26 protein-coding genes are annotated in these 25,097 nt (G+C 66.2%); 21 read left to right on the plus strand and 5 right to left on the minus strand.

Features of this window, described 5'->3' with window-relative positions:
* Positions 1 to 307 precede the first annotated feature (307 nt).
* From NR792_RS40230 to NR792_RS40250, 5 genes are all read left to right on the plus strand, one after another.
* On the plus strand, positions 308 to 979 hold the full coding sequence (locus tag NR792_RS40230; RefSeq protein ID WP_375757972.1) for a sigma-70 family RNA polymerase sigma factor: 672 nt from the start codon (positions 308 to 310) through the stop codon (positions 977 to 979).
* 3 nt (positions 980 to 982) lie between these two features.
* Entirely contained in the window at positions 983 to 1,321 is a 339-nt protein-coding gene (locus NR792_RS40235) for a hypothetical protein (RefSeq protein ID WP_375757973.1), read from the plus strand.
* A gap of 504 nt (positions 1,322 to 1,825) precedes the next feature.
* Positions 1,826 to 2,281, plus strand: coding sequence for a hypothetical protein (locus NR792_RS40240; protein WP_375757974.1), 456 nt, complete (start codon positions 1,826 to 1,828; stop codon positions 2,279 to 2,281).
* The gene (locus NR792_RS40245; protein WP_375757975.1) at positions 2,271 to 3,710 is read left to right on the plus strand and encodes a terminase large subunit domain-containing protein; all 1,440 of its coding nucleotides are present in this window, start codon (positions 2,271 to 2,273) and stop codon (positions 3,708 to 3,710) included. The genes NR792_RS40240 and NR792_RS40245 overlap by 11 nt, the downstream gene beginning before the upstream one ends.
* A 41-nt stretch (positions 3,711 to 3,751) precedes the next feature.
* Positions 3,752 to 5,032 carry a phage portal protein gene (locus NR792_RS40250; RefSeq protein ID WP_375757976.1) on the plus strand — a complete coding sequence of 427 codons (1,281 nt, stop codon included), beginning with the start codon at positions 3,752 to 3,754 and terminating at the stop codon, positions 5,030 to 5,032.
* Here NR792_RS40250 and NR792_RS40255 read toward each other — a convergent pair.
* A complete protein-coding gene (locus NR792_RS40255; protein ID WP_375757977.1) occupies positions 5,029 to 6,057 on the minus strand; it encodes a hypothetical protein in 1,029 nt (342 codons plus the stop codon). The genes NR792_RS40250 and NR792_RS40255 overlap by 4 nt on opposite strands.
* Before the next feature lie 223 nt (positions 6,058 to 6,280).
* Here NR792_RS40255 and NR792_RS40260 point away from each other — a divergent pair, with 223 nt between their 5' ends.
* The 6 genes from NR792_RS40260 to NR792_RS40285 are packed head-to-tail and all read left to right on the plus strand — an operon-like array spanning position 6,281 to position 10,052.
* The gene (locus NR792_RS40260; RefSeq protein ID WP_375757978.1) at positions 6,281 to 6,964 is read left to right on the plus strand and encodes an HK97 family phage prohead protease; all 684 of its coding nucleotides are present in this window, start codon (positions 6,281 to 6,283) and stop codon (positions 6,962 to 6,964) included.
* Positions 6,961 to 8,184, plus strand: a complete 1,224-nt coding sequence (locus NR792_RS40265; RefSeq protein ID WP_375757979.1) for a phage major capsid protein — start codon at positions 6,961 to 6,963, stop codon at positions 8,182 to 8,184. The genes NR792_RS40260 and NR792_RS40265 overlap by 4 nt, the downstream gene beginning before the upstream one ends.
* A gap of 27 nt (positions 8,185 to 8,211) precedes the next feature.
* A complete protein-coding gene (locus tag NR792_RS40270) occupies positions 8,212 to 8,646 on the plus strand; it encodes a hypothetical protein (RefSeq protein ID WP_171447009.1) in 435 nt (144 codons plus the stop codon).
* Positions 8,647 to 8,650: 4 nt separating this feature from the next.
* Positions 8,651 to 9,310: a hypothetical protein gene (locus tag NR792_RS40275; protein ID WP_375757980.1), complete on the plus strand. Its 660-nt coding sequence runs from the start codon at positions 8,651 to 8,653 to the stop codon at positions 9,308 to 9,310.
* Entirely contained in the window at positions 9,310 to 9,633 is a 324-nt protein-coding gene (locus NR792_RS40280; RefSeq protein WP_171448656.1) for a hypothetical protein, read from the plus strand. Before NR792_RS40275 ends, NR792_RS40280 begins: the two co-directional genes overlap by 1 nt.
* The gene (locus NR792_RS40285) at positions 9,633 to 10,052 is read left to right on the plus strand and encodes a hypothetical protein (RefSeq protein ID WP_375757981.1); all 420 of its coding nucleotides are present in this window, start codon (positions 9,633 to 9,635) and stop codon (positions 10,050 to 10,052) included. The genes NR792_RS40280 and NR792_RS40285 overlap by 1 nt, the downstream gene beginning before the upstream one ends.
* A 34-nt stretch (positions 10,053 to 10,086) precedes the next feature.
* On the opposite strand, the gene NR792_RS40290 is transcribed toward NR792_RS40285, so the two are convergent.
* Together NR792_RS40290 and NR792_RS40295 are read right to left on the minus strand one after the other, a co-directional pair.
* Positions 10,087 to 11,172: a DUF262 domain-containing protein gene (locus NR792_RS40290; protein ID WP_171448658.1), complete on the minus strand. Its 1,086-nt coding sequence runs from the start codon at positions 11,170 to 11,172 to the stop codon at positions 10,087 to 10,089.
* On the minus strand, positions 11,169 to 11,927 hold the full coding sequence (locus NR792_RS40295) for an FRG domain-containing protein (protein ID WP_171448659.1): 759 nt from the start codon (positions 11,925 to 11,927) through the stop codon (positions 11,169 to 11,171). The genes NR792_RS40290 and NR792_RS40295 overlap by 4 nt, the downstream gene beginning before the upstream one ends.
* A 270-nt stretch (positions 11,928 to 12,197) precedes the next feature.
* On the opposite strand from NR792_RS40295, the gene NR792_RS40300 reads away from it, so the two are divergent.
* The 9 genes from NR792_RS40300 (at position 12,198) to NR792_RS40340 (ending at position 22,293) form a co-directional block, all read left to right on the plus strand.
* The gene (locus tag NR792_RS40300; protein WP_171448660.1) at positions 12,198 to 12,599 is read left to right on the plus strand and encodes a hypothetical protein; all 402 of its coding nucleotides are present in this window, start codon (positions 12,198 to 12,200) and stop codon (positions 12,597 to 12,599) included.
* Between the two features lie 14 nt (positions 12,600 to 12,613).
* Entirely contained in the window at positions 12,614 to 13,039 is a 426-nt protein-coding gene (locus NR792_RS40305) for a phage tail tube protein (RefSeq protein ID WP_143909410.1), read from the plus strand.
* 36 nt (positions 13,040 to 13,075) lie between these two features.
* Positions 13,076 to 13,459 carry a phage tail protein gene (locus NR792_RS40310; protein WP_172811611.1) on the plus strand — a complete coding sequence of 128 codons (384 nt, stop codon included), beginning with the start codon at positions 13,076 to 13,078 and terminating at the stop codon, positions 13,457 to 13,459.
* A gap of 203 nt (positions 13,460 to 13,662) precedes the next feature.
* Positions 13,663 to 16,341: a hypothetical protein gene (locus NR792_RS40315; protein WP_375757982.1), complete on the plus strand. Its 2,679-nt coding sequence runs from the start codon at positions 13,663 to 13,665 to the stop codon at positions 16,339 to 16,341.
* 43 nt (positions 16,342 to 16,384) lie between these two features.
* Entirely contained in the window at positions 16,385 to 17,167 is a 783-nt protein-coding gene (locus NR792_RS40320) for a hypothetical protein (RefSeq protein ID WP_375757983.1), read from the plus strand.
* Positions 17,168 to 17,170: 3 nt separating this feature from the next.
* Positions 17,171 to 19,573 (plus strand): fibronectin type III domain-containing protein, encoded by a 2,403-nt coding sequence (locus NR792_RS40325; RefSeq protein WP_375757984.1) that lies wholly within the window; start codon positions 17,171 to 17,173, stop codon positions 19,571 to 19,573.
* Positions 19,574 to 19,613: 40 nt separating this feature from the next.
* On the plus strand, positions 19,614 to 20,180 hold the full coding sequence (locus tag NR792_RS40330) for a M15 family metallopeptidase (protein WP_375757985.1): 567 nt from the start codon (positions 19,614 to 19,616) through the stop codon (positions 20,178 to 20,180).
* Positions 20,181 to 20,228: 48 nt separating this feature from the next.
* Positions 20,229 to 20,732 (plus strand): hypothetical protein, encoded by a 504-nt coding sequence (locus NR792_RS40335; protein ID WP_375757986.1) that lies wholly within the window; start codon positions 20,229 to 20,231, stop codon positions 20,730 to 20,732.
* A 391-nt stretch (positions 20,733 to 21,123) separates the two neighbouring features.
* The gene (locus NR792_RS40340; RefSeq protein ID WP_375757987.1) at positions 21,124 to 22,293 is read left to right on the plus strand and encodes a serine/threonine-protein kinase; all 1,170 of its coding nucleotides are present in this window, start codon (positions 21,124 to 21,126) and stop codon (positions 22,291 to 22,293) included.
* Positions 22,294 to 22,297: 4 nt separating this feature from the next.
* On the opposite strand, the gene NR792_RS40345 is transcribed toward NR792_RS40340, so the two are convergent.
* Positions 22,298 to 22,660 carry a helix-turn-helix domain-containing protein gene (locus NR792_RS40345; RefSeq protein WP_375757988.1) on the minus strand — a complete coding sequence of 121 codons (363 nt, stop codon included), beginning with the start codon at positions 22,658 to 22,660 and terminating at the stop codon, positions 22,298 to 22,300.
* 41 nt (positions 22,661 to 22,701) lie between these two features.
* Complete coding sequence (locus tag NR792_RS40350; protein WP_375757989.1) at positions 22,702 to 23,049, minus strand: helix-turn-helix domain-containing protein; 348 nt, start codon at positions 23,047 to 23,049, stop codon at positions 22,702 to 22,704.
* A 239-nt stretch (positions 23,050 to 23,288) separates the two neighbouring features.
* Between NR792_RS40350 and NR792_RS40355 the strand changes: the two genes are divergently transcribed.
* Positions 23,289 to 25,091, plus strand: a complete 1,803-nt coding sequence (locus tag NR792_RS40355) for a serine/threonine-protein kinase (RefSeq protein WP_375757990.1) — start codon at positions 23,289 to 23,291, stop codon at positions 25,089 to 25,091.
* Positions 25,092 to 25,097 lie beyond the last annotated feature (6 nt).

The following is a 25,097-nucleotide window of genomic DNA, read 5'->3' on the forward strand; positions in this document are numbered from 1 at the left end:
AGACGGCGATGCTACTCCCCAGGTCCTGGCCGTTGGAGGCAACCATGTGGGTCCATCCGGACACAGCAAGTCGGCACGCCCTGTATCCCGCCATGTCACAAGTGCGTGGATGTTTCACGCATAGCGGAGGCATGCCCTCCCTGCGTGACATGGCAGGTGTCTTGCTGGGTGCTGCGCACATTGTCGCATGGGGAACGGCGTGTTTCTCAACGCGCGAGAGGGGCAAGGCGTGAAGAAGGGCAGTGCAGCGAAGCGGGAGTTTCATGTTTCACGCAGTGGAGCGTCGCGGCCGAGCCCGGATGAGCTGGTGAGCGAGATTCACAGGCGCCATGCGGCGGGCGAGTCCGCGCGGGCCCGGCAGCTGGTGGACGCGCTGCTGCGCCTGCTGGAGCCCCAGCTGCGGCGGCAGGCCCGTGGCTACGACAAGCTCAGCGGGTCGCTGCTGGAGGATGACCTCGTCCAGGTAGCGCTCCTCGAAGCGCTCAAGGCCGTGGAGACGTACAAGCCCGAGAAGCGCGGCCGGCAGACGTTCTCCACCTGGGTGGAGTGGAGAGCGCGGCGGGCCATCATGGAGCAGATCCGCCTGCACTACGCGGACGTCCGTCCCTCGGACGCAGCCCAGCGCGGGCGCAAGGGCCAGCCGAAGACGCGGCCCATGCCACTGGTGAGCCGCGACGACGCGGCAGAGTCACTGCCCGGCTCGCTGACGCAGATGCACGACGCGGCCCTGGCGCTGGAGGTGGCCACCGTCGAGGAGTTGTTCGCGCTGCGCGAGGAGTGCGCGCGGCTCCGGCGTGAGGTGCTGCGGCTGGACCCCAAGCTGCGAGAGCTGGTGACTCGCGTCCATGGCCTGGGGCAGGAGGCGTGCGGCATCCGCGAGGTGGCCGAGGACTGGAACGAGCCACGCAGCCGACTGGACGTGCTGCTGGCCCGTGCCCACGAGCAGCTCCGCGAGCGCCTGTCGGACATGGGCGACTGACTGATGCCCGTCCTCGTCGCCCAGCGTGGCGGCCCCTGTGCCGCATGCGGTGCGCCCGTGCTGAAGGGCGAGCGCATCGAGTACACGCTGGGGGCGGGGCCGCGTCACCTCGCGTGCGCTGACAAGGCGCCGGAGCTGCGTCGCAACCAGCACGCCGCGCTTTGCGTCCTGTGCGGCGTCCAGGTGCCGAGGGTCGCCGGAGCCCTGGCCGTCACGGAAACGTGCGAGGGCGGGGCGTATACGCGGCGCTGGGCGGTGTCCTGCGTGGACTTCCTGGCCTGCCACGAGCGCATCGTGGCCCTGGCCTTACGCGACCAAGTGGCACGCACCCAGTCAGATTAGAGCCGCCTGACGCCTGTCGCTGGCCCGAGGTTCAAGCCACCGTTCTTGTTCACGGTTCGGAGGATCTCGTAGCGGGACCGGCAGCCACGGCATGTCACCAGGATCTCCGTGTCGCCAGTGCGCCCGCCAAGTAGTTCCTCGCACCCTTCCGTTGTGCAGAGCCAAGCCGCGTTGTTGCCCCAAACCAGTGCCTTGCTTCCGGGGAGCGGCGCACCTGCACTCTTGGTGATGGACACTTTCTTGGTTTCCATGGACGAAGAATGCGCGCAGGGAAGTCACTGCTCAACAGGCCATCACCGCGCGGTCCTGTTGATGCTGTCCAGGGCAGATCCTGTGTAGCCCCCCGGGTCCAGATTTGGGACGGTCGTCCCTTTTCCGCCTTGCTCGGCGGGCCCCCACGCTCGAAAAATCTTGAGAAAAATCAGCCCCGGCCCGCGCCGCCCTGAGTTTTGTCGGGCGTAAGGCCGAATTCTTCCGCGAAACCGCCCCCATTTCTCAGGGGAAATGGCTCGCCCCTCCAAGCTGACCCCCGAGTTACAGGCACTTATCTGCGGCCACCTGGAGCGCGGCCTCTTCCGTAGAGCCGTGGCGGGCCTCGTCGGCATCAACGAGCAGACGCTTTCGCGCTGGTTTCACCGTGGTGCGGGGGAGGAACGCGGCGTTTACCGCGACTTCCACCTCGCGGTGAGCGCGGCGGAAGCGAGGTTCATGCAGTCCGCCACGGACATGCTGATGGCGGCAGCGGCCCACAACCCGAAGCACGTCCAGTGGCTGCTCTCCCGTCGCTTCCCGGAGCTGTACGGACGGCGCGACAACGTCGAGGAGAAGGCGCCCGAGGACAAGGCCGCCGACGAGGTCGCCCTGCGCGAACTCCTCATGGAGCGGCTGGGCCGCTTCCTGCCGGATGCTCCGGAGCCCACGCCGGACGCCAGCGGGGTAGGGGGCGGCGATGCTCCGTGAGGCCCTGGACTGGGAGGCCGCGCACCGCAAGCGCCTGCTCTTCTCCGGGATGCTGGAGAAGCTCGCCCCGGACGAGTCCCCCGCAGCGTACCTGGTGAAGCACGCGGGCACGCGCCAGGGCCTCGAGCGCCTCTTCGGGAAGCTGACCCATCCAGAGGTGGAAACGCTCGTCCACGACCTGGACTTCTGGGCGCGCCGCGAGCAGGTGCCCCCGGCCTCCTTCTCCACCTGCTTCATCATGGCGGGGCGAGGCTTCGGGAAGACGTGGAGCGGGGCCCGGTGGGTAATTCAGAAGGCCCGCGAGGCGAAGACGATTGGTGCCCTCATCGGCCCCACGGCGGCCGACGTGCGCGACACCATGATTCGCGGCTCCAGCGGCATCCTGGCGCTGTCTCCGCCCTGGTTCCTGCCGGTGTACGAGCCCAGCAAGCGGCGCGTGACGTGGCCCAATGGCGTCTACGCCATCTGCTACTCGGCGGATAAGCCGGACCGGCTTCGCGGCCCCAACTGCGGTTGGGCCTGGGGCGACGAGCCGGCCAGCTGGAAGCACGAGATGGCGGCGCTGGACCAGCTCCCCATGGTGCTGCGCATCGGCACCGCGGCGCGCCCGCCCCAGCTGCTGCTCACCGGGACGCCCCGCCCGCTGAAGAAGCTGGAGGAGCTGCTCTTCGCTGATGCGGAGTCGAAGGCCCTGCGGCCCGGCGTGGTGCTGCGCACGGGCTCCTCCCTGGCCAACCGCGCCAACCTGGCGCCCAGCGCCGTTGCCACCATGCGCGCCCTCATGCACACGCGCTGGGGCCAGCAGGAGGTCCTGGGACGGCTGCTCATGGACGTACCCGGCGCCATCTTCGGCTCGGCGAAGTGGGGCAGGGTGGAGGCGGACGCACATGAGTACGCGCGGGGACTGGACCGGCGCATTGTGTCCGTGGACCCGGCGCCCACCAGCGAGACGGGCTCGGACGAGACGGGCATCGTCGTCCAGGGCGTGAGAACCAGTCCGCTTGTCGGGACGGACGGGGCTCCTCTCAAGCGCGTGTCGGTGCTGAAGGACGCGAGCCTCCGGGGCTCGCCGCGCGAGTGGGCCGCCGCCGCGATCCGCGAGTACCTGGCCTTCGGCTGCGACGCCCTGGTGGCGGAGGTGAACTCGGGTGGGGAGATGGTGGAGACGACCATCCAGACCGTGGCCTCTGAGATGGGTGTCCAGGTCAACGTGAAGCCGGTGCGCGCCCGAGAGGCGAAGTCGAAGCGCGCCGAGCCGGTGAGCGCCCTTGCGGAGACGGGCCGCATTGAGCTGGTGGGCACCTTCCCGAAGCTGGAGGCGCAGCTCGCCAAATTCAGCGGCATTAACGGCCGTCGCGATGACCGGGTGGATGCCCTGCTCTGGGGCGTCCACGAGCTGGTGTTCGCCGACTCCTTCTTCTGCCTGTGAGGACTGCAATGGGGTTGTGGGAGCGGATGAAGTCGGCGGTGGTGCGTTCTCCGCGACAGGGGACGGGACTGGAGCTGGCGCGCTGGCAGCAGGCGCCGCCGCGCCGAGGCACGGCGCAGCTCCTGGCAGCGTACCGCGAAATGCCCTGGCTCCGGGCCGTCGTTGACGTGGTCGCGGACTCCGTGGCCGGGGTGAACTGGCGCGTGTACCGCCGCGTCTCGCGCGAGGGCCAGCCGGTGAAGGACTACGCGCTACGGAGTGCGACGCGCGAGGTCCGCGCCATGCGGTTGAAGGCCATGCTGGATGCGGGAGAAGTCCAGGAGGTGCCAGACCATCCCATTCTGCGGATGCTCGCGGACCCGAATGACTACCTGACGGGCCGCTCCGTGACGAAGCTGGTGCAGGTGTATCTGGACCTCGTCGGCGAGGCCTTCCTGGTGTTGGAGCGTGTGGCGGGTTTCCCGGTGGGCTTCTGGCCGGTGCCTCCCAACCTAGTGACGCGGCTGCCAGCCATGGACGTGCCGCGCGAACAGCGGACCTTCTCCGTGTTCGTGGGCGGCATGATGCGGGAGGTACCAGCGGCGGACGTTCTCCATCTGCGCAACCTAGACCCGGAGGATCCGCTTGGGCGCGGAGTCGGTCCCGCCTTCGCGCTTGGGGACGAACTGGACACGGACGAGTTCGTGGCGCGGTTCCTGCGCGCGTCCTTCTGGAACAACATGCTGCCGCCCGCCATCGCTTCCATCGAGGGCCTGACGGACGCGAACAGCGCAGGGGCGAAGGCCTTTAAGGAGTCACTGGCCCGCGAGCACCAAGGGCCGGACAAGGCGGGCAAGCTGCTCCTCACGAGCGGCCGGGTGACGTTCGCTCGCCTCGACACAAGCTTCCGCGACATGCAGCTGGTGGAACTGCGGAAGTTCCTCATGGGCTTCGTGCGGATGACGTACCGCGTGCCGCCCGAAATCGTGGGCGACATCTCCAGCTCGAACAAGGCGACAGCCTTCGCCGCGCGGGAGAACCTCGCCGAGCAGGCGACGTTCCCGCGCATGGAGTTCCTGCGAACCGAGTACCAGATGCGGTTGATGCCGCTATTCGGCGACTCAGAGGCCATCCTCGACTACGACAGCCCCGTGCCAGCGGACCGTGAGCATCAGCTTCGGGTCATGAGCACCATGCCGGAGGCCTTCAGCTACGACGAGTGGAGAGAACTCGCGGGATTCAAGGCGGATCCGAATCGGCATGGGTATCCGTTGCCTATGCCGGGACAAATGTCGCATAGAGATCGGACGCCAGCAGCTCTGGCGGAGGATAATTCAGACTAATAAAACATGGGCTTTCTGGGCGCCTTTAGTTGTCGCGCTCCTGTCTTCGACATCTGTAATTCATAGTGTTTCGTTAACTGTGCTGAGTATTTTTCAAAATGACTTCGCCCAACAACGTCCACCCACCAGTCAGCAACCCCGGTTCGATCGATGTGTACGTGTCTGCACCAAGGTATTTCGTCTAGGTGCGTTTCATGCAATTTCCATAGTCGTGACTCGATGACGATGATTGGATGGAAAACGTTGATTTCGTGGGATAATTTATTTGCAAACGCCATGGCTGAGTCATGGACGGAATTGCTTGTCCTGCGTGCAGTCTGCATGATGTCCTGCAGTGAGGAGTAGTCGTTCTCGAACTGCGTTTTGCGGAAACTGTCAATCGCGGAGCGAAGAGACTGATTGGCTCGCCAGAGCACGGAGGCATCTAGGTCTTTGTCGACCTTTATGTTGGTTTCCTTAAAGGCTGTTGATGCTAACGGAGCCTTGGGGTGTGGCGTTTCAAAGTCCATGAGCAGGGACCGTCCGTTCGGAAACGCCAGCTCCTCTAGGTTGCGAATAAATAGCGATGTCTGTTTCGAATTGAGTTCCGTGGTTTCTAGGTTTGATGCGAGCTTTTGAAGGCGTCCTTCGCCCGGAAACCAGTATGCTTGGACGGCTGAGTAGTGGTTGTCGAGTGTTTCGGGGGCGAATATTATGTTGTAGTCTTTTACGCTCTTGCACTCTATGGTTAGGTTTATTGTGCAGTACTGTGTCCCGGACTTTCTTTGTCGTGCCCAGCTGCGGCGTGCGATGATGTCAGTTTCGCGCCATTTCTTTTCTTTTTGGTCTTCGTAATAGACGCTATGTGCTGCTTTCCAAGAGGCTTGCTGTAGGGAGTTGAAGATTTCGCGCTCCCCTGTGAGTGAGAGTACGGCGTCGCATTTGAGGAGTCTTTCTGGGAGCTGTTCTGGGGGCGGAGGGGGAGAATCGCTTGGTGGTGGTTCGGTGTTGATGCCTTCTGGCTTGTTTTGTTTTCCTGTCGTCATTCTTGTGTCCGTGAGTTGTGTTTTTTGTTGGTGTGTTTCTTTGATCGCGGCTTGCTTGGTGCTGTGGGTAGAACTCCTTCTTTATCAATTTTGAGAGGTGTAAGGCGGGGATTTTAGTGCTTTCGGAAAAATGGGCGAGTACTTCCTCGTGCCTCGCTGCGTGGGGGAAACCCTTGTGGGTTATGCTTCCATAGTGAGAGAGTTGCCCCCATTGAAGAGGTGAATGCTCAAGCCTCTTTTCAGGTTCCGCCTGGCTGCCCAGCAGGACGCCCCACTCCCTGCTGAGGGCCGACCGAAGCTCTTCACCTTTCGCGCCAACGACGCCGACTTCGACCGCTACAACGACCGACTGTCCGTCCAGGGCTGGCGCCTCGACGCCTACGCGGCGAACCCCGTCATTCTCTACATGCACGACGACGGTTCTGGTGGGCTGTTCGGCGCAGGCCGCACGGACATCCTGCCAATCGGCAAGGGACGCGCCTACGTCCAGGGCGACGCTCTCCTGGTGGACATCGAGTTCGACCAGGATGACGAGTTTGCCCGGCGCGTCGAGCGGAAGGTGGAGAAGGGCATCCTCAACGCGGTGAGCGTCCGCTACCGCATGCTGCGCTACCACGAGAACGAGCGCGGCGGTTACGACTGCGACGAGCAGGAACTTCTTGAGATCTCCGTCGTCACGATTCCCGGCAACCAGCGCGCGGTGCGTCTGAAGAAGCACTCCGACGAACGCGCCGCCCTCATCCGCGACATCGCGGATGCGGTGGTGAAGGCGCTGGGTCGTAAGCCACGGAAGAAGAGCAAGACCTCGCCGCCCGCCGCACCTCCTTCCCTTTCCGAGTCCGACACCCATGCCCTTGCCGCTCACACGGCGCGGGCCCTGTTGCAGCACCTCCAGGAGAAAGCATGACCCCCGAGCAGATGCAGGAAATGGCGAAGTCATTGGGCCCGTTGGTGGCCGCGCAGTTGGTGGAGCAGTCCAAGGGACACCGCGACAGCTACGCGGCCCTGCTGGGCTCCAAGGCGGCCGACACCGCGCCCGAGGAGCCCCGTCGCGCGCCGATTACCGGCAAGCACATGACGGAGGGCACGGGCCTCAACCTCATTCGCTACGTGAAGGCGAAGGCCGTCGCGCGCATGGATGGGCGCAACGTGGTGGACGTGTTGAAGGGCTGGGGCGATGAGGTGGTGAGCAAGGCGCTCTCCCAAGGGAACTACTCCGGCCTGGGCTCGATGGTGCACCCCCAGTTCGCCTCCGAGTTCATCGAGCTGCTGCGCAACAAGGCCGTGGTGCGGCAGGCCGGCGCCCGCGTCATCCCCATCGGTGCTTCGCTTACCTTCGACCGGCAGTCCAGCACGGGCACGGCCTTCTACGGCGGGGAGACGAGCACCATCCAGGAGTCGGAGCCGGGCACGGACACGGTGTCGCTGTCCGAGAAGAAGCTCACGGCGCTGACGGCGGTGCCCAACGACCTCATCCGCAACGCCTCCATCAACGCCGAGGAGTTCATCCGCAACGACCTACTGAACGTCATGGCGCTGCGGGAGGACGCGGCCTTCCTCCGGGGCAGCGGCACGCAACTGGAGCCGCGCGGCATCCGCAACCAGGTGGACGCAGCCCACGTCTACGCGGAGACGGTAGCCACGGCAGGCGCGCCCACGTTGGGCGAGATGAAGAAGGAGCTGAATAAGGCGAAGAAGAAGCTGAAGAAGGCCAACGTGCCCATGGTGCAGCCGGTGTGGCTGATGTCCCCCAACGCGGAGACGGCCATTCTCGATGCCCCGGGACCTGGCGGGGAGGGGACCAACGCCCTGGAGCGGGAGATGGTGGAGCGCGGCACGCTACGCAACGTGCCCTTCTTCGTCACAAACCAGATTCCGGAGACGCTCGGCTCGGGCAAGAACTGCTCGGAGCTCTACCTCGTGGACATGGCCGAGGTGCTCATCGGCGAGTCCATGGCGCTGGAAATCGACGTCTTCCCCAACGGCTCGTTCACGCGCGGCGGCCAGGTGGTGTCCGGCATCTCCACGGACCAGACGGTGCTTCGCGCCATCTCCAAGCACGACCTGGCCATGCGCCACCGGCAGTCCGGCGTCGTGGTGAAGGACCTGAGCTGGGGAAGCAACTGACGGGGCGACGCCCCACGAAAGGACATCATGAGCGCACCGCACATCAGCCAGATCGGCGCCTTCGTTGCCGCTCGCCTGGGCACGCCGCCCGCCGCGACGCCTGCTGGAACCCGCCAGGGGACGGGCCACGACCGGCTTGTCCTGGGCGAGAGCTGCGTCCTCGTAGCGGCCACAGGCGCTGTGACGGGTGGCCCCACCGCGCAGGGCTACGAGGTGAAGCTCCAGCACTCCAGCGACAATGGCGCGGATGACGCCTGGACGGACTTCGTGCCAGCCGGGTCGGGTTCGGCCTCCGTGCAGCTGACGGCGGCGAACGCCTTCGCGGAGAAGGACGTGGACCTCGGCGCAGCGAAGCGGTTCATCCGCGTGGCGGAGGCCACGACGCTGACGGGCGGGACGGCGCCTAGCCTCCAGGCGTGCGCCTTCGTCGTCTTTGGCGGCGCCATGACGCTGCCGGTGTGAGGCCATGGCGAGTCCTGCTGACCTGTGCCTGGCTGCCACCGTGGCGGATGACCTGGGCGTGGCGGTGACGCCGCGCCTGGAGTCCCTCGTCACAGCGGCAAGCCGGGCCGTTGCTGGCTACTGCGGCAGGGTCTTCGAGTACGGCCAGGGCCTCGTGGAGTACCCGGCGGGCTATGGGCGCCCATTGCTGCTGCTGGAGTGCCCGCCCGTTGTCCTGGTAGTGGGCGTCTGGGAGGGCGGTGCCTTCGTGCCGTCCGAGGAGTACGAAGCCCACGGGAAGCTAGCGGATGCCGGCATGCTGTACCGCAGGCGCGGCGTGTGGCGGGAAACGGCGCGCTCGGGCGGACTGGTGGTCGTGGCGGCGGACAGCTTCCAGGGCAGCGAGGACGGCATCCGTGTCGTCTACGACGGCGGCTTCGTGACGCCGGGGCAGCGGGCCCTGGACGCGTCGCGCGTGGTGACGCTGCCGGAGGACGTGCAGGAGGCCACCGTTCTCACTGCGGCGCAGATGTACCGCTCACGCGGCGTGGACGCGATGGTGGCCAGCGAGTCCATTGGCGACTGGTCTGTGAGCTACTTCGCGGCGAAGGCCGAGGGGAAGAGTCCCATCCCCGGTGTCGCGCAGGCGCTGCTCGCGCCCTACGTCATTCACCGGGTAAGCTGATGGCGTCTCCCTCAGACACCTTCCGGCAGTCGATCACCTATGCAGTGCTGACGGGGCGAGATGCCTATGGAAAACCAACGCTCGGTCCCCAGTTGACAGCGCGGGCTCGCGTGCAGCCGTCCCGGCGTCTCATACGTGACGCCAACGGCAACGAGCATCTGGCGGCGCACATTGTCTACACGGACGCGGTTCTCACGTTGCTGCACCGTGTCTGGCTGCCGGGCGAGGACGTGGCGGACTTCAACCGTGCGCGGCGTCCCGTGGCTGTGGACGAGAGCGTGGACGGCACGGGTGCGGTGCGCTTTCGGAAGGTGTGGTTCTGATGCGAGACATCGCTTCGGAACTGGCGGTGCTGCTGGAGGACGCGGGCATTGGGCTGGTGCGTCCACCCTCTCCAGGCGCCAACCTCTTCACTGCGCCCATGCCCGATGCGGATGGTGATGTGCCGGCCAGGTCCGTGGCCCTGGTCGTAACGGGTGGTGCAGAGCCCCAGCTCTATTTGGGGCTAGGACAGGCTGCGTATCTGGTGGTGCATTGCCAAGTTCGTGTCCGGTCGGGGCGTGAGGACTTCCAAGGTGGGCAGCAACTCGCGCTGATGGTCTTTATGACCCTCAATCAATCCTGTTTCCGCCCACAAGCCTTTGTGCAGGCCAATGAGAGTTGGCCGACTTACTTGGGAGATGACTCGTCAGGACGGCATCGTTGGATGACTAATTTGATGTTTCGATACATGGCTCGTTGACGGAGTGGATGGCTCTGGCTGGCAGTTTGGCGTTTTATGGTTCATTGCCAGGAATGGGAGGGCGTCCGTTGACGGGTCCTACGTAGCGCCTCATGACCGCATATCTGTATTGCAGGGCTACTGAGTCATTTGGGCTTTGACTGAAACGGTCGAACTCAAGCAGGGTGTAATCGGCCTTGACCTCGCCGTGTTCAGCGATCTCTCGATTTTTTATGCGAGCATCTTCAAAGTCGAGCAGTGCCTTTCGACTTATGTCGGAAGTCCAGCCCTCTTCTTGTGCCTCATGGAACAGATAGTAATAGACAACAATCATGCCGACTGAGCGAAGAAGTGGGTCCTCGTCAGTGAATACCGACGCCATAGACCAGAGAACCTTCTCGGATTTTACAGCCAGGATGTTGGCGGTGGGCTGGTCGACTGGTTTGAATGATCGCACAAAGTCATCCAGATATGCCTTTTTTGTGTCTGTTAACTTCCCCTTGTGTTCGATGTAGAGAAACTTTGTTGCCAGTTCATAGTGGCGGTAACGAGTGTTTTTAAATGGGAGCTTGTTGGTAAAGAATGTCAGCTGGGCCTGTTGTCGCGAGATGGGGGGTATTGGCCCGGTCCATGCGTTCCTTTTCTCGGCTGCGTTGAGTGGGATTGCCTCGTTTAGGCGAGAGAACATTTCTTCGATAAAATCTGAATCGCTTGTCTGGACCGTGACAATCGGAAGCGTGAAGCTATCAAATTTGATTTTAATCATCGGGTGGCGCTGAGCGAGTTCTTTGTAGCTAAGCTCCCGAAGGTCGATGGTGGAGTCATGGATGTATTCGATCTCGCTGCTGAGCGCGAATGTGCCATTGATGAATTCGAAAATGCTCTGAATTCGTTGTTTGCCGTCAATGACCGCGTAGTCGTACTGTTTTCCGCCAACGGATTTTGGCTTGTTAAATTCGTGGAAGTAGAATTTCGGTATGTCGTAGCCGTTGATGATTGAGTCGATAAGCAATTGTCGCTTTTGGATGGACCAGATGTCGCTCTGTCTTTGGTATGGCGGATCTGTCCAGATCGACTCTCTCATTGCATAAACATATAGCACCGCGCTGTTGTGCATTGAGCTTAGTCTGAATTTGCTCATGGCAGGAACTCCTTGGTGAGCGTGGCGACGCTTGCGAGTTCAGGAAATAGTGTCATGCGAGTGATGTGTAGGCTTTGTAGCTCTTCGCGAAGGCGGATTTTGGCTCCAGTGGGAATGGTGAATCTTGCGAGGCAGTCGTCTGCAATATTTTCAATTGGGGTTGCATCTCTATGCATTATTGTAAAAACGCCAAGCTGTGCCATTATTCGCTCGTTTTGTCGGTGAGCGATTGCTGCAACAGGGAATTTGGTGGTTGCCGTCTCAAGGGTAACTATGTCCGGGCGGTAGTCCTCCAGGACTTTGTCGACCTCAAAACTTGGAATGTCGATGTTTACCTTGAAGCGAATGCGGGGGAAGTCGGAGTTGTACTTGGCGGGGAGCAGAGCCCAAAGGTGTGCGTCTTCTGCCTCGTTTTCGGGAAGATCGTTTATTGCGAAGTAGAGGCCTGCGAGAGGGCTTTCGGTCCAATCGAGAAGACGTGTAGGAACTCCGAAATGCTGCATCAGGAATAGCCATTCCCATTCGCTCTTGGGGGGGAGGGTTCGAAAAGGATAGGCGTTCTGTTTGAATTTTTTTATCAAGAGTCCTTCGAGGTCGAGGCCCTTGGGGTTTCTTGCAATTGAGGGCAGCAGTTTAAATTTCTTGTTGGCATGCCCTCTGAACCAGATCGGCTCCCCTTTGGGAGTTTTGTTTCTTAGGTCTGATAGTCCTGTGACTAGCTCTGCAATTGTCTCTATTTTGATGTCGAGTATCATGGCGTGAGATGGCCTTATGTGTGCTGAGCTTCCTGGCTGGGATCGTTGGCGACGGCGTACATGTCGTGTGAGGACAGTATGGGGCTCTGCGGGTTCTTGCTAGAGATCCTGTGGCGAGTGTCGGATGACTCATGGGCGAGTTGACTGCTGCCGGGTTGATTCTCTAGCTCATCTTCCCGGCAATTTACCGTTGGTGCCCTGCCCAGACTTGCCTTCAGGGATCTCCGGAGTGCGTCGCCAGCTGCCAGATTGCCCCCATTGAAGTAGGGGATGCCTGTCCGAGTCAAAGTCGATGCGGTGAAGCTGGAGCGTCTGCGTCGCTCGCCTGTCGAGGTGCTGCGCGCGCTCGATGCGCCTTGCCGGAACATCGCCCGCCTCGCCCTGGACTACTCCCTCTTCCTCGTACCGGTGGGAGAGGGCCACCTCCGGGACAGCGCCTTTCTGAGCGGCCCCCTCCACAACATGAGTCGGCGCCTCTCCACGACGTGGACGGCGGGCTACGCGCACCCGTCTGCAGGTCCCATTCACGAGGGCTGGCACTGGGGCGCGCAGCTCTTTAACCCGCCACCGCACTTCCTCCGCAAGTCCTTCCGTCGTGCTCGGGGCAGCGCTCGCCGCCGCATGGCCGCCGTCCTGAAGGACTTCCTGGCGCAGCGCTTCCCCTCCCAATGACTGGAGCCACCACCATGCCCGAACCCCGAGAGGCCTTCTTCGACAAACTCTACATCCGCGCCACGGACACCGCGCCCGTGGAAGCGGACTCACTGGACGGTGTCCTGGAGGCGCCCGTCAACAGGGCCAAGGACACCGTGGATGCCAACTACTTTGGCGGCGACGGCTACAAGCGCACGAAGGGAACCTGGAAGTCCTTCTCCATCCCCCTGTCCGGCCACGTCTTCAAGGGCAGCGCGCCGCAGCAGGTGCTGCGGGATGCCTTCGAGAGCGACGCCACCGTCTTCTTCACTATCGTGGAGGACGAGACGGCGCCCGTGGGCACGCAGGGCTACCGCTACCCGGTGAAGGTGACGTCCTACGAGGAGGGCCGCAGCTCCACGGACGTCGTCACCTTCTCCGCGACCCTTGCCGGCCAGGGCGCGCCCGTCGCGGTGTAGCCGGCTCCCTTCCAACGTCTCTACCGAGGCTCCACCATGACCGCCCCCACCACGCTCCGAAAGCCCCTCGGCACCCGACGCAAGTTGCACAAGCGCGTTACGCTCGACGGCGCCGACTACGACATCTGCCAACCGCCTCTGGGCGAGAAGCTTGAACTGCTCGCCGCCGCGAAGGCCGCCAAGGAACTGGGGCCCGACAGGAAGCCCGTCGATGAGTTCGCGGGGATGGCGATGATCGCCCGCATCGCTGTCCTCTGCCTCTACCACCCAGACACGGCCATCCGGGTTTTCGATGAGTCGGAGGTGGGCCAGGTCAAGCGCGAGCCCTGGCTGGAGGAGATTCAGGACGAGTTAGCCCGGGCCTTCGCGGGCCCGACGCTGGAGGAAGCAAAGGGAAACTCCGTAACCACCCCGAGCTGAGGGCGCTGCACGCGGTGGTGAAGCTGACGGGCCAGTCGCCCGAGGAAGTGCGTAGCTGGGCGTGGGAGGACGTCGTTCACCTCCTGGCCCACTGCGCCCTGGAGGCCGAGGAGGTGCGCGGAATGCGCGCTTCGGGCCCCGCCTCTCATGCCGGCCCGCTGACGACGACAACGGTTTTCAGAAAACGTCCCAAGAGGTGAGGCATGGCCGGAGGCCTGCGCGTAGGCGATTTGTATGTGGCGGTGACGGCCTCCGTGGGCGAGGCACTGTCCAACCTGGGCAAGGTGGTGGAGGCCGTCGAGAAGGCCGCAAAGCAGGTGAAGGAGAAGTCCAAGGGCCTGGGCGAGATTGGCGCGGCGGTGGCTGCGGGGATTGCCGGCGCAGTCGCGGCGGCGTCCAAGTCCAACGCGGCCATGGAGCGCGAGACGGAGCGGATGACGGCGCTCCTCTACACGCTGGCTGCGGACGTGGGCGACGCCTTCCTGCCGGTGGTGCAGCACGTCGCGGACGGCGTCGAGCGCGTGGTGGCGAGCTTCCAGTCTCTCTCTCCGGAAATGAAGGCCGCCGCCTCGGATGTCCTGGTGTGGGTCGCCGGGGCGGGCCTCGCCACTGGGGCGCTAGGGAAAGTGGCGGGCGTGGTGGAAGGCGTGGCCACGGGAGCTGGTGGGCTGGTGAAGGTGCTGGGCCTGCTCAACAAGTCCGTGGCCCTGGCCTCCCTAGCGGCCTCCATGGACAAGGTGACGGCCTCCATGGGCGGCATGGTGGCGAGCACGCCATCCGTTACCGGAAGCCTGGGGCGCCTGGCCCTGTCCACTGGAAGCCTGCTGGTGCCGCTCGCGGCGGTGGCAGCCGCCGTGGCGGCGCTGGTGCTGCTGGCGGGCAGCGTCTACGCCGCCTGGGAGGACAGCAGCACGGGCCTCGCGGACTTCTTCCGGGACATCGGCGACCAGTTGGCGAAGTGGGCGGGACGCATCGCGGACGGCTTCTCCCGCGCCTTCCTGGCGCTGGGCGACTTCGTGAAGGGAGCGGCCCTGAGCGTCCTGGACGGCGTCGCGGTGCTGGTGCGCGGCGTCTCTCGCCTCCTGGAGCCCGTAGCTCGTCAGGCCGGCTTCCCGGAGCTAGCAGCCACGTTCCGGCAGGTGTCCACCGTCACGGGCCGGGAGCTGCTGGAGACGCTGGGGCAGGGCGCCCAGGTGCTTTGGGACGGTGCGCGGCAAACGGCGGTGGCGGTGGGGGACGCCGTGGCCGGAGCGGGGCGGGAGCTGGAGGAGAGCGTCGCCTACGGCCTGCGCACCAGCACGGCGGGCGCGAAGCGGCTGGGCGCGGACCTCGCCCGGGCCCTCAACCTGGAGGGCGTCACGTCGCAGATTCAGGCCCTCCTGGCGAAGCTGGCGGGTGGGGGAGGGGCGCAGGGCAAGGCGCGCATCCGCAAGCCCACGGACAAGGCCGCCCTGGAGGCCGCTCAGAAGCAGGAGGCGGCGGAGCAGGCCGCCATGGCGAAGCTCCAGGCGCAGGCCAACGAGGAGTCACGCAAGGAGTACCTGGCCAGCGTGCGCGCGGAGGAGGCTGCCGGTGCCGCTGCCTTCCACGAGCTGCGCCTGGAGGCGGAGAACCTCGCTGCCGAAGCGGAAGCGGCCATGGAAGCCGCGAGGGAGTCGCTGGTGGATCGCTTCATCGGCGGCCTGGGCCAGCTGGGCGACCTCATCAACGCGGGCGTCCAGGGCATGGAGGCGGGCGGTGTCTACGGCGCCATCATCGCCGTAGTGGGCGAGTTGCTCATGCAGTCCGAAGGCTTCAAGGGCGTCATCGAGTCCGTCAACACGCTCATCCAGAAGGTGGCCGACTCGCTGGGGACGCTGCTGGAGCCGCTCCAGCCCCTGCTCAACGCAGTGACGATGGTGGTGGATGGCTTCCTCTCTGCCCTGACGCCTGTCTTCGAGATGCTGGGGGAGGCCATCGAGCCGCTGGTGCCGCCGCTGGTGGTGCTGGGCGACATCCTGAAGGGCCTGGCGCCCCTCTTCGAGGTGCTGGGCCGCACCTTCCTGCTGATTCAGCAACCGCTGAGCATCCTGGGCGGGCCCATCATGAAGGCCCTTTTCACGGCGCTGAAGTTCGTCGGCAGCGTCGTCCTCACCATCGCGAAGGCCATCAGCGAAGTCTGGAATGCAGTCATCGGCGCGGTGCAGACCGTCATTCGCGCCATCTCAAGCCTCATCGACTGGACGGGCTTCGACGGACTGAAGAAGTTCGCGCGCTCGCTTAACAAGCTGAAGGTGGACACCGACAGCATGGATGACTCCCTGCGCGTGCTGGAGGACACGACGTGGGACTCGGCGAAGGCGCGTGCCGAGGAAACCGCCCAGGTGGAGGAGCACACGGAAGCCGTGGCCCGCGCCACGGCGGCCCTCACCAACGTGCCGGCCGCGTGGAAGGTGGCGCTGCGCCGCTTCGAGTCCGAAGACACGCAGGACGGCCCCACGGTGCCGTCCAAGCCGAAGCCCACGCCCGAGGCGCCTGCCGCTGGGGAGCCGGAGGAAGACGGCCCGTCCTCGCCCAGCGGGCCGGTGCCGGGATGGCTCCTCGGCATGTTCCCGCCCGCCATTCAGCAGCTCCTCTTGGGGCAGGTGCCCGCGACGCCTGCGGTGCCGGGATGGCTCGGCAGCTACCTGCCTCCTGGCTTCAACGGAGGAGGTCAGGTGCGTGCGCCGGAGGCGGGCAACGTCTCCGCCATGGCCGCGCCCGTCACCTACAACATCACCGGCTACGACATCGACGCCGCCATGGAAGCCACGCGGCGGGACGAGTCGCTACGCCAGCAGCGCGCGAGCATCCGCGTCGCTGGCAGCCGCGTGCGCCTCACGGCGCGCTTCTCTAGCTCTTGAGGATTCCCTCATGCCCGCTGCCCTGGCCCTTTCTGGAATCCCCTTGCCCGTTTCAGCGGAGCGGGGCCTCACGTACACGCCGACGCTGCTGGGCGAGCACCGCCGCGCCTTCTCCGGGTGGCTTCGCAGCAGCGAGCGGCGCGAAGTCTTCACCCTGGCGGGCAACACCGGCCCGCTGACGCAAGAGGAGGCCCGCGCGTACCGGGGGCTCCTCAAAGGCGAGGGCCAGGTGTGGAGCTTCGAGGACGGGCTGCGCAGCCAAGCCTTCCTCTCGCCGAGCGCCATGGTGGGCAACGTGTCGGCGGTGGAGGCCATGGGGCGCCTTGGCGGATGCATGCTGATGGAGGCGGGCGCGAGCGTCACCTTCCCCACGGGCCTCGGCGCGAAGTGGACGGTGGCGTACTGGTGGAAGCGCCAGGGGACAAAGGACAGGTGGCGCCACCACGTCCACCGCGCGGGCGTGGGCCTCAGCGTCAACGGCGTGCCGGGTGCCAGCCCCCACGCGGACGGCTTCCTCGCCGTGGATGGCACGGGCCAGCTTCCCTTGGGCGCGGTGACGCTCAGCAACGCAGCGGCAGCGGGCGAGTTGCTGGTGGATGAGCTGGTGGTGCTGCCGTGGGTGGCGCCCGCGTCGTGGGTGGCTCCCTGGTTCGCTGCCGGCGAGTCCTTCGGCGCGCCGTACCCGTACCACCGGGCCTCGGGCGCTGCCCTTTACGAGCCACTTCCCGTGCTGGGCCGGGTGGGAACAGGACGCGCGGTGCAGTGGTGGGAGGGCGGCGTGCTCGTCCTCGGGCAGGAGTTCGACTTCGAGTTGCAGGAGCGCTGACGCATGCGGCCCCTCTCTTCCTTCCAGGCGGCCCTGCTGGGCAGCCCTTCCGGTTACTCCACCCATCCGCGCGTCTGGGTACGCGACGCGGCAGGGGAGTGGCGCAACCTGCATACCCTCCTGGGCTTTGACTGGGTGCTGGGCGTTCGCATCAACGACAAGCTGGACGCGCCCGTGGCCGAAGCGGAGGTGTCGCTGGTGCGCAGTGGTGCGGCTGGCGCTCGCCTCTCCCTTTCGCCCCTGGTGGTTCAGTCCCTCGCGAATACGTCCGGGGAGGGCACGTTCGCGCCGCTGCTGGTGGAGGGCGCCTACTTTCGCGTGGAGCTGGGCCTCGCGCCGCTCTCCGCCGCGCCGAAAGAGGCGGACTACTTCGAGGTCTTCCGGGGTCGCATCGATGAGGTGGACGCCGGGCCCGACGAGCTTCGTGTCGTGGGCCGCGACTTGGGCGGCCTGCTGCAGGACACCTTCATCGAGGTAGAGCGCGAATACGGCAACGACACGGTGGGCGTGGCTGTGCAGTCCATCATCCAGTCGCTGCTGGACGACAACGGCCTCGCTTCATTCGCGCTCTTTACGCCCGTGGACCCCATGTCCCAGCGCGGCCGGTACGTGCAGAAGGTGGAGCCGGTGCTGGACGCGGCGCGCACTCTGGCGCAGCGGATTGGCTGGGACTGCCGCATGCGCTGGCAGCCTGCCGCTGGCGCTTTCGCCCTCACCCTCGCGGCCCCTGACCGCCTCCAGACGGAGGAGGACTGGAGCTATGGCCCGGACGAATACGGCAACCTCGATGGGGTGACGCGGCAGTTAGCGGACATCCGCACGGACGTAGAGGTCGTCTACAGCGACAAGTTTGACTTGGACGCCTCGGGCACGCCGAAGCGAAAGACAGTGACGGCCAGCAACCCCACGGCGCGCGCCCAGGTGGGCCGCCGTTGGATGCAGGTGGCGAACGACGACCTCGACAACATCGACACGGAGCCCGAGGCCCAGCGGCTGGCGGACGCGGCCCTCGCGGACCTCTCCGTCTCGCCCCTGACTGTCTCCATGACGGTGGATCCGCACCCAGGCCTGGAACTGGCTGACCTGGTGCTCGTGCTGCCGGACGGCGTGCGCCTGGACACGGCGCAGCGGCTCGCGGTGCAGGAGCTTGAGCACCAGTGCGCCACGGACGGCACAGCGCGCATGAAGCTGGTGCTGCGCGGCCAGCCCTCTACGTCGCTGCGCGAGTGGCTGGAGCGCGACAGCCGACCGGGCATTGCTCCCAGCGCAGCCTTCACGGGCCCAGCTGCGCCGCAGGAGGTGCGGGCGACGCCTACCGTCAACGGATGCGTGGTGACGTGGACCCCCGCCACCACCGGTCCGGCCTGGGACGAGTACGAGGTGCATGCTTCGCGCACACCGGGCTTCCAGCCCTCGGAGGCCACCTTCCAGGGGCGGGCCTCGGCGACGCGCTTCCCGCTTCCCGACCTGCGTCCCGGAGCCACGTACTACTGCCGGGTGGTTGGCCGCGACGCCTCGGGCAACCTGGGCGCGCCATCCGCCGAGGTGTCCGTCACCACGGCCTACGTAACGCCTGCCACGCTGCAGCCCGCCGTGGCCTTCGGGGAGTCGCCGCCCAACCCCGACTTCGAAGCGCACTCCTTTGAGGAATTGCCCCCGGACGCCTGGACGATGGGGGCGGGCCTTTGGGGCGCACATTCCCAGGTGACGGCGGACGCGTACACGGGCGCGCGTGCCATCCGGTTGGTGGCGAGCGGCACGCGGCTGGACTCCCAGGCGATGATTGCCCGGCCGGGTGACAGGTACAGCGTGGATGCCCTCGCGAGGGCGTCACAGACAGGGACGGCCTTCTCCGTCCAACTTGTCTGGTACGACGGCGCATTCAACGTCTTGGGTACGGTGAGCACGACGAAGGTGCTGCCGATGAGTGGCTGGGAGCGGATGACAGGCTTCCACAACGCGCCCGTCGGGACGCGCTACGTCCAGGTGCGCCTGCTGGCCCATGCGACGCAAGGCGCGCCGTGGGTGTACGTCGATTCGGTGCGACTGGAGCGCATCGGTGGCCTTGTCGAGCCGTGGACAACCATCCGCACAGGGCAGATTAGCGACTTGGAGAATGGCTGGGTGGCGTGGAACGCGACCAACTGGCCCCCGGGCTTCTACAAGAACAGCGACAACGAGGTGTCCGCACGCGGCCTCATCAGCCCTGGGGCGGTGGGCTACGTGAACGCGTACCGCTTCCCGGTGGGCTACCGGGCCAGCTCCAACCGCATCTTGGCGCTGCCGACGAGTCACGGCCTCGCCATGGCGCAGCTCAACGTCGACGGCGGCCTCCAGGTCTTCAGCCTGCCCACGGGTACCGCGTGGGTGAGTCTGGACGGGGTGCGCTTCCGCGCGGAGGGGTAGCGCACGCCACACGCTTCAGTCTGCCCCCATTCAGTGGGGGATGATTCACAACCCCGAACTCTTTTCCCGTCTCGACTTGAAGCTCCTCTACCCGCCTTTCGCGGCGGTGATGGGTGAAGTCATCGCCCGTTGCCGTGTGCGCGGCGCGGACTACGTCGCCACCCGTGGCTACGCCACCTTTGCGGAGCAGCGCGGGCTGCACCTGCGCTACCTGAAGGGGGAGGGTGGCCGTGCGGCACCGGAGGGCCTCTCCGCGCACAACTACGGCCTGGCGAACGACTTCTGCCGCGATGGCGACGTGGACCGTCCGGGCCTTCAGCCGCGCTGGGATGGGCCGGCCTACGCCATTCTTGGCGAGGAGACGCGCCGCGCGGGCCTGGCCTGGGGCGGCTCCTTTGGGGATGCTCCGCACTGCCAATGGCCCAGCCTCGTGAGCGGTAGCCAGCTGGAGCCCGTGCGCGGCCTCTTCCTCTCGGAGCCAGCGGGCAGCACGGACGCGCAGCGGCTCGCCGCCGTCTGGCGCTTCCTCGACACGGTGCGCTCGATGCCCGAGTGGCGCGCCATGCACCCAACGCTTGCCGCTTCGCTGGCGCGACTCGGCTTCTGACTTCCCCGCGCGGCACTTCGCCGCGCCTCACCCACGAAAGGCATGCCCATGCTGCGACGTCTCGCCGTCCTCTCCCTTTGCCTCGTCTTCCCCTCCGTCGCCTTCGCGCAGGCGAGCGGCACGCCCGACCCGGGCAACATGGAGGCCTTCGCGCGCCTCATCCTCGACGCGGTGACGGCCCGCAACTGGGCCCTCGTCGCATCCCTGGCCGTCATCGCTCTCGTCTACGCGCTGCGCCGCTTCGTGGGGGCGTGGTGGCCGCTGCTGCGGACGGCGCGGGCAGGCGCGGTGCTGGCGCTGCTGCTGTCCGTCGCGGGGGCGGTGTCCAACGCCCTCCTGGCAGGCGAGTCCTTCACGGTAGCCCTGCTGCTGAAGGCGCTCGCCATCGGCCTGAGCGCGGCGGGTGGCTTCACCGTCATGAAGACGCTCGTCTTCGGAGACGCCGTGGAGGACGCGGCGCGCGAGGCGGGGGAAGTGGCGGCCGGGGAGATTGCTGGCAAGGCGGCGGCGGTGGCTGCCCTCAACGAGCTCCAGCCGGGCGACAAGCGGTGAGGGGCCTGGTGCTGGCGTTGGCCCTGCTTGTGGCGGGGCGTGCGCGCGCGGAAGGGGAGGTGCTAGACGTGGCCCGCGCCACCGTGACGCTCCAGGATGGGCGCACTGTGGCTGTGTCCGAGGGCTGCTGGTTGTCCACGGAGCGCTGCATCCTCACGGCCCGCGAGCTGCGCCGCCTTCAGGCGGAGAACGAGGTGCTACGCCAGCAGCCGCGCCCAGTCCCTGTCCTGGCTGTGGTGCTGGCGGTGGTACTCGGCGCTGGGGCAGGCTTCGCCCTCGCCCAGGTGCGGTGATTGCCCTTTAGAGTCCGTGGTTGTGGACTTTAAAAGTCAACTGCGCTCAAACTCCTTGGGAGGCGCTGTCGCGCCTTTCTCCCGCCTCCCGAGGAGCCATGCCCGACACGACGACCGATGACCTGGCGCGCACCGAAGCCTCCGCGCGCCGCAGGCAGCTTCCGCCGACGCCTGAGAAGCCGCAGCACCTCTTCACCATCGACGGCATCCGCTACGAGGCCGTCCGTGAGCTGGTGCTGATGCAGACGGGCGAGCTGCTGATGCTGGCTCAGCGCTTCTCGGAGCGGGGCAACAAGCTGCCCGGCTTCTGCTTCGTGCGGCGGCTGGCGAACCCCTCCACCTTCATGCAGCGCACGCGGCTGGGGGAGGAGATTCAGCTGGCCTTCCGTTTGCGCCATCCGGCCATTGCCACGGTCTTCCACCGCAAGGTGAACAAGGGCGCGCTGCACGTCGTCATGGAGTACGTGGACGGCCCCTCGCTGGAGACGCTGGTGAGTGCGGGTGTTGCGCGCGGCCGGCCTGTCTCCGAGGCCTTCGCCCTCTATGTCGGCGCGGAAGTCGCTGAGGCCCTGCACCACGCGCATACGCTGACGGATGCGGACGGCAAGTCACTGGGCGTCATCCACCGCGACGTCAACCCCCGGCACGTCTACGTGGGGACGCAAGGCGAGGTGAAGCTGACGAACTTCGGCGCGGCCTACTCGCTGGTGGTGGGGCGCGAGGAGTCTCCCGCAAGCCTCGTCCGGGGCGACGTGGCGTATGCCTCGCCGGAGTACCTGACGCGGCAGCCCCTCACGCCGCGCTCCGACGTCTTCGGCCTGGGCGTGCTGCTGGTGGAACTCTTCACAGGCAAGCACCTCTTCGACGTGGAGGACGTGCCGCGTCCGCTCAAGGGCATGGTTCACCTCCAGCCTGAAATCCTCCCTTCCCTGCCGCTGACTCAAATGCAGGTGCTGCTGGCCAGCTTCAGCCCGGAGGACGTCGAGAAGGCCGTGGCCTCACTCTCCCCGGACGTGAAGGCGATGCTGCATGTCGCGCTACGCGCTAATCCCGAGGAGCGCTTCGCCACGGCGGCGGACATGCGCGACGCGATGCGAGTCGCCCTGGCGAGGCGGCACCCGGGTTTCGGCCGGCAGGAAGCCGCAGCTGAGTGGGCCCAGGTGCTGGCGGAGGGCAGCGTCCTTCGCGACGAGGTGGAATTCGGCGAGGAAGGCTTCTTCCCCGAGGGGCTGGACGCCCACGAGTTGGAGGGCTTGAAGCGGGAGTAATGCTTCAGCGCGCCAGGGCGGAGGCAACGTGGAGGAGGGCTGCGAGGTCCTCCGCGTCCAGCTTGCGCGCGAGGTGGAGGAGGCGTCGCAGCTCCGGGGCGTCCTCTTCCTTCTTGGGCTTCTCCCTCGTGTCCTTCCGCACGTCGCCTGTTGCGGTGAGGCCCATCAGCTTCTCAGGGGAGACGCGCAGCTCCCGGCAGAGGCGATAGAGAGAGGGGACGCTGGGCAGCATCTTCCCGCGCTCCAAGCGGTTGTAGACGGGGTGCACCAGTCCAATGCGCTCCGCGACTTCGGCCTGCGTCAGGCCCAACTGCTGGCGGGCGGCGCGGGCCTCCGTGCCGATGGTGATGCCGAGTTCCTCATTCATGGCGGGCGCAGCGTAGCCGAGGGCGCGCGCCACCGGGCTGCTTACCGAGAGTCGGGAAGGAGCAGGAGTAGCGCCTGCACCTGGGACTCCTCCAGGTTGCGCACACGCAGGAGGAGTCGGTGCCGCGCAGGGAAGTCGTCGGAAGGTGGCGTGTGGCCCATCAGCTCGTCTGGGGTGACGCCCAGCGCTCCGCACATGCGTTGAAGCGTGGAGACGCTGGGAAGCATGCGGCCTCGCTCCATGCGGCTGTAGACGCTGTGCGCAAGGCCCACGCGCTTGGCCATCTCAGCCTGCGTGAGGCCCAGGCGGGTGCGCGCGGCCCGCGCGGCGTCACCAATGATGCTGGCGAGTGGCTGGGAGTGTGCCGGCTGCGAGGAATGGCGCGCCATGGCGGAAGCGTAACCGAAGGCCTGCCAAGAGTGAATGCTAGAGGTTGGGTGGATGTTGGTGGACTCCATGAGTCCTTTCTGGAGGGGGTGGCCAGAGGGCGGGATTCCCGGGCTTCTCACGCTTCTGGTAGGGTCCGCGCCCCGTTGGGAGGACGCCGCATGCGAGAGGCCTGGGAGCCCGAAGGAAGGACGCCATGATGCGGGGGCCGCCTCCGGCTGCGCTGTCTCCTGGGGCCCAGGTGCTGGGCTACGCGGTGGAGCGCCAGTTGGGGCAGGGCGGCTTCGGCACGGTGTACCTCGCGCGCTGCGAGAGCCAGCGCTGCGCCCTGAAGCTGCTGCACCTGCCTCGCGTGGGCGAGCGGGCGGAGCGCGAAGTCTCCATCCTCACCCGCCTGCACCACCCCAACGTGGTTCGGATTCTGGGCCATGGCTACTGGCCGGTGGCCCAGCCGCAGTTCGCCGTCATCGCCATGGAGTACGTGGAAGGGCGCCAGTTGGACGCGTGGGCCGACGCGGAGAACCCCACGGCACGGCAGGCGGCGCGCGTGCTGCTGGGCGTGGCGCGGGCACTCGCCGCCGCCCACGCGGAAGGGGTGGTGCACCGGGACGTGAAGGAGGCCAATGTCATGGTGCGCGCCTCGGACGGCCTGGCCAAGCTGGTGGACTTCGGCATCGGCGACTACGCGGGCGCGCGAGAGCTGACGGCGGACATCCTCCCGCCCGGGACGGTGGACTACCGCTCTCCGGAGGCGTGGCGTTTCCTGCGTGCTCACCTTGAGGCAAGGGACGCCCGTTACACAGCGGGGCCGGCGGACGACTTGTGGGCGCTGGGACTCGTCTCCTACCGGCTGCTGACAGGGCGCTTTCCCTTCGATGGGGGGGACGGGGCCAGCTTGACGGAGGCGATTCTCTCCAGCGCGCCCACGCCGCCGCACGAGGAGAACGAGCGTGTGCCTCGGGCGCTGAGCGACGTGTGCATGCAGCTCCTGGAGAAGACGGCCGAGGCACGCACGCCCAGCGCCCTGGCGCTTTGCGAAGCGCTGGAGCAGGCGCTACGCGGCGCGGACGCGACGTGGGACGTGCCGCTCTGCGACGCCTACGACGTGGACTCCGCGACGACGGAGGGGGAGGACATTGACAGCTTCGAGCAGTGGCGGCACGAACCCCGGCACCGCCCTCGTCGAGGCAAACGCGTACCCCCGAAGCTGGCGCCAGCAATGGACGCGGCTGCCGTAGCGAACAACGTGCCGCCTCCCGCGACGACCGTGCGTGTGGCGCCTGCGAAGCGCGGGGCATTCCGCGCCTGGGCGGCTCTCGCGGTGGTGCTCGTTCTGGCGGGGGCCGCGTGGGGACTCGGGACGTCACGCGTCGCGCGACCAGTCCCCACCCGTCAGGAAGTAGCGCCCTCTAGAAAGACGCCTCAAGCTGACCGGGCCGCAGCTCCCACCGGGCCGGAGGCCACCGCTGCGGCCGTCGCTCTTTCCGCGACGCTCCAGGAGGATTCCGCCACCGTGACGACGCAGCCCAAAGAGACGCAGCCTCTTCTGCTCCCCTCGAAGCCCATGAAGAAGGGCATGAGGGTCATGGCCCGTGCTGTCGGCACAGCGGTTGTCTGCACGGCACTCGGCTGTCCTGGGCAGCAGGTGCGCCCAGCGCCTCCTCCTGAGCCGTGCCCAGTTGGAGCTGCAAAGGCGATGGCGAAGCTGGGGATCGGCATCGGGAGAAAACAGACCGTGGTCTTCGCCGACGGCCTGCCGAGGGTCATCTCGGTGAGGGAAGGCCCGACGCAATTGGTCCTGGCTGGCCCTTGGGGGGATATACCAAGCAACACAGTGCTGTCTGGTCGGCTCATCGTGGGGGAGCGTGTGTATGGGCGCCTAACTTGGGCGACGCCGCCGAAGGGCGACAGCTTCCCCGTGTGCTTGGAGCTCCTCGCGGAGGAGGGGGACCGAGGCATGGCCCGCGAGCCTGGAGACGACTCGCCCTCCAGCGCTCGGATCTTCACTACAGGTCAAGTAAAGGCGGTACGCGAGTTCGAGTAGCCGAAT

The sequence above is a fragment of the Corallococcus exercitus genome (assembly GCF_042231735.1).
GTDB classification, from domain to species: domain Bacteria; phylum Myxococcota; class Myxococcia; order Myxococcales; family Myxococcaceae; genus Corallococcus; species Corallococcus exercitus_B.

What these genes read in the sequence shown, in the direction of transcription:
- NR792_RS40235 (WP_375757973.1), top strand. Translation starts at nt 983, where the DNA reads ATGCCCGTCCTCGTCGCCCAGCGTGGCGGCCCCTGTGCCGCATGCGGT.
- NR792_RS40240 (WP_375757974.1), top strand. Translation starts at nt 1,826, where the DNA reads ATGGCTCGCCCCTCCAAGCTGACCCCCGAGTTACAGGCACTTATCTGC.
- NR792_RS40245 (WP_375757975.1), top strand. Translation starts at nt 2,271, where the DNA reads ATGCTCCGTGAGGCCCTGGACTGGGAGGCCGCGCACCGCAAGCGCCTG.
- NR792_RS40255 (WP_375757977.1), bottom strand. Translation starts at nt 6,057, where the DNA reads ATGACGACAGGAAAACAAAACAAGCCAGAAGGCATCAACACCGAACCA.
- NR792_RS40260 (WP_375757978.1), top strand. Translation starts at nt 6,281, where the DNA reads ATGCTCAAGCCTCTTTTCAGGTTCCGCCTGGCTGCCCAGCAGGACGCC.
- NR792_RS40265 (WP_375757979.1), top strand. Translation starts at nt 6,961, where the DNA reads ATGACCCCCGAGCAGATGCAGGAAATGGCGAAGTCATTGGGCCCGTTG.
- NR792_RS40270 (WP_171447009.1), top strand. Translation starts at nt 8,212, where the DNA reads ATGAGCGCACCGCACATCAGCCAGATCGGCGCCTTCGTTGCCGCTCGC.
- NR792_RS40275 (WP_375757980.1), top strand. Translation starts at nt 8,651, where the DNA reads ATGGCGAGTCCTGCTGACCTGTGCCTGGCTGCCACCGTGGCGGATGAC.
- NR792_RS40280 (WP_171448656.1), top strand. Translation starts at nt 9,310, where the DNA reads ATGGCGTCTCCCTCAGACACCTTCCGGCAGTCGATCACCTATGCAGTG.
- NR792_RS40285 (WP_375757981.1), top strand. Translation starts at nt 9,633, where the DNA reads ATGCGAGACATCGCTTCGGAACTGGCGGTGCTGCTGGAGGACGCGGGC.
- NR792_RS40290 (WP_171448658.1), bottom strand. Translation starts at nt 11,172, where the DNA reads ATGAGCAAATTCAGACTAAGCTCAATGCACAACAGCGCGGTGCTATAT.
- NR792_RS40295 (WP_171448659.1), bottom strand. Translation starts at nt 11,927, where the DNA reads ATGATACTCGACATCAAAATAGAGACAATTGCAGAGCTAGTCACAGGA.
- NR792_RS40300 (WP_171448660.1), top strand. Translation starts at nt 12,198, where the DNA reads ATGCCTGTCCGAGTCAAAGTCGATGCGGTGAAGCTGGAGCGTCTGCGT.
- NR792_RS40305 (WP_143909410.1), top strand. Translation starts at nt 12,614, where the DNA reads ATGCCCGAACCCCGAGAGGCCTTCTTCGACAAACTCTACATCCGCGCC.
- NR792_RS40310 (WP_172811611.1), top strand. Translation starts at nt 13,076, where the DNA reads ATGACCGCCCCCACCACGCTCCGAAAGCCCCTCGGCACCCGACGCAAG.
- NR792_RS40315 (WP_375757982.1), top strand. Translation starts at nt 13,663, where the DNA reads ATGGCCGGAGGCCTGCGCGTAGGCGATTTGTATGTGGCGGTGACGGCC.
- NR792_RS40325 (WP_375757984.1), top strand. Translation starts at nt 17,171, where the DNA reads ATGCGGCCCCTCTCTTCCTTCCAGGCGGCCCTGCTGGGCAGCCCTTCC.
- NR792_RS40330 (WP_375757985.1), top strand. Translation starts at nt 19,614, where the DNA reads ATGATTCACAACCCCGAACTCTTTTCCCGTCTCGACTTGAAGCTCCTC.
- NR792_RS40335 (WP_375757986.1), top strand. Translation starts at nt 20,229, where the DNA reads ATGCTGCGACGTCTCGCCGTCCTCTCCCTTTGCCTCGTCTTCCCCTCC.
- NR792_RS40340 (WP_375757987.1), top strand. Translation starts at nt 21,124, where the DNA reads ATGCCCGACACGACGACCGATGACCTGGCGCGCACCGAAGCCTCCGCG.
- NR792_RS40345 (WP_375757988.1), bottom strand. Translation starts at nt 22,660, where the DNA reads ATGAATGAGGAACTCGGCATCACCATCGGCACGGAGGCCCGCGCCGCC.
- NR792_RS40350 (WP_375757989.1), bottom strand. Translation starts at nt 23,049, where the DNA reads ATGGCGCGCCATTCCTCGCAGCCGGCACACTCCCAGCCACTCGCCAGC.